The following is a 2,601-nucleotide window of genomic DNA, read 5'->3' on the forward strand; positions in this document are numbered from 1 at the left end:
TGGTAGTTATGCTACAACAATTGGACTAGGAACGCCTGTAATGGCAAGGGTTTTGAAACATCTATTCGGTTTTGAGGATACTTTCTTCTTAAGGGCTTCAATACTTGTGTTGTTGTGTGTGTTCTTCACAATGAGTGTATACAAGGGTATTGAAAAAGGTATTCAGATAATTAGTAATTGGAATATTAAAATTGCAATTGGACTATTTGCATTTATTTTCCTTGTAGGACCTAAAGCTTTTATGTTGGATACATTTGTTCAAGCAATAGGAATTAACCTGTCACATTTTATAGAGATGAGTTTCTATACAGATTCAATTGGCAAGGGTGGTTTCCCTCAGGGATGGACAATTTTCTACTGGGCATGGTGGATAGCAATGGCACCTTTCATGGGTTTATGGGTTGCTAGAATATCCAAAGGTAGAACAATCAGACAGCTTGTAATTGCTGAATGTTTCTGGGGAGCCATGGGTTGCTGGATATCATTCAATACGCTTGGAAGTTTCGGCATGAGTCTTGAACTGGAAGGTACTGTGAATCTATCTCAGGTTTTAGCTGAATCAGGTAAGGCAGAGGCAATAATAACAATGCTTCAGCATCTACCGATGAGCTATGTTGTTATTTTTGTTTTCGGTTTGTTGCTGTTCATGAATTTGATTACAGCATGTGACTCTACAGCGTATGTATTGGCACAGACGGCTTCTAAAAACCTAAAGTCAGGCGACGATCCGCACAAGTTCTACAGAGTCTTCTGGGCTATATGCCTTGTTGCAATTCCAATGGCATTGATGAGTTTGGAATATACGATTGAAGGATTAAATACTATGGTTCCTCTTCAGGTTGCTTCTGTGGTATCCTGTCTGCCTGTACTTATAGTTCTTGGCTTGATGATAGCTTCATTTCTTAAATGGATTAAAGAAGATATTGCTAATGGTAGTCTGCCAATTGATGAAAAGCATAGATCTAGATGGCCTGAATTAGCAGTAAATAGAAAAAAAACAGAATCAGCTTAATCTAAAAATCCATAAAAGGGTTCTTTTGAACTCTTTTATGGATATAATTGTTTAAATAAATGAGTTTTCAAGCACTAGCTGAAAATATCATTATAGGAAAAAATAATATAATGAGGTTTAGAGATGAATTCAAGAGAAAGAGTATTAACGGCTTTAAACGGTGGCATTCCCGACAGAGTGCCTTTTGTAGATTTCGTAGATGAGAAAATAAAGAAGATCGTCATGGGTAAGGATACTTTTACGGAGATAGAATTTGCAAAAAAATTCGGATTGGATGCTGTTACAATGCCTGGAATATATGGTGACTACAGTGCACCGGTTTTTTGTGAAATGCCGGAAGGTGTTAATGACAGGCATTTTGCCGGTGATGGTCTCATTAAAAACGAATCAGATCTTGATAAGATGATTTTCCCGGATCCTAGAGATGAAAGGTTTTACGAGCCTGCAAAAAGATTCATAGAAGAGTGCAGCAATGAAGATATTGCAGTGTTTTTTGGACTTGTACCAGGAACTTATGCTACAATATTTTCAATGGGAATGGTTGATTTTTCCTATGCCTTAATGGATAAGCCTAAATTAATAGAGAAAATTCATGAAAGATATATAGAGTGGAATATTGAGGTTATTGAAAGGCTTCAGAAAATTGGTGGAATAGATTTCTTTGCGGTATATGATGATATGGCGTTTAATACAGGACCAATGATGTCACCTAAAACATTCAGGGAGATTTTTGTTCCGAGATACAAGGAACTTGCGGATACCTTCAAGGTACCTTGGGCATTCCACAGTGACGGAAATCTTTCAGTATTAATGGAGGATATTTTATCACTAGGTATGAATTGTATAAATCCTATAGATCCTTCGGGAATGGACATCAACAAGGTCAAGGAACAATATGGCGACAGGGTCTGTCTTTGGGGAAACATTGACTTGAGACATACATTGACTAGAGGAACAGTAGAAGAAGTGGAAGCTGAAGTGAAGGATAGGATAATCAATATAGGGAAAGATGGAGGATACATTCTGTCAAGTGCCAATATGGTAACAGACTATTGTAAACCGGAAAATTTTATTGCCATGGCAGAAGCAGTTAAAAAATACGGCAAGTATCCACTTAAATGAGAATGAGAGAAGAATATATAAGTTAGAACTGTTGAAATCCATATGGCTTTAACTGTAAATATAAAAATAAAAATAGTAAATATTCATGGAGGGATATAAGATGAGTGTTGATTTATCATTAGATGTTGCGTCAAGTTTGGTTAGGGATACATATTTGCCAAGGTTTTTTAAGGCAAAGCAGATATTTCCACGACCCAAAATTGAAAAGACCGACATTCCTGAAGTAATAGTAAAAGAGATGTCAAAACCTGAAATATTGTCTAAAATAAAGCCGGGTATGCGAATTGCCATAACCTGTGGAAGCAGAGGAGTAGCCAGCTATGTTATAACAGTTAAAACATTGGTTGCTTTTTTGAAAGACAAAGGAGCAGAGCCATTTATAGTTCCGGCTATGGGAAGCCATGGAGGCGCAAATGCAGAAAATCAGACGGACATTCTAAATCATTATGGAATAACAGAGGAAAGTG

General features: G+C 36.9%; 2 protein-coding genes and 1 pseudogene. All 3 read left to right on the plus strand.

Annotated elements, in window-relative coordinates:
- Positions 1–1,012: BCCT family transporter (locus AC3AX0_RS11230; RefSeq protein WP_487550374.1), on the plus strand; the 1,012-nt coding region annotated here is incomplete at its 5' end.
- A gap of 123 nt (positions 1,013–1,135) precedes the next feature.
- Entirely contained in the window at positions 1,136–2,134 is a 999-nt protein-coding gene (locus AC3AX0_RS11235; protein ID WP_487550375.1) for a uroporphyrinogen decarboxylase family protein, read from the plus strand.
- Positions 2,135–2,234: 100 nt separating this feature from the next.
- Positions 2,235–2,601 (plus strand): annotated as a pseudogene (locus tag AC3AX0_RS11240) (nickel pincer cofactor-dependent isomerase, group 22); the annotation flags it as partial.

It is taken from the genome of Dethiosulfatibacter sp. (assembly GCF_983023055.1).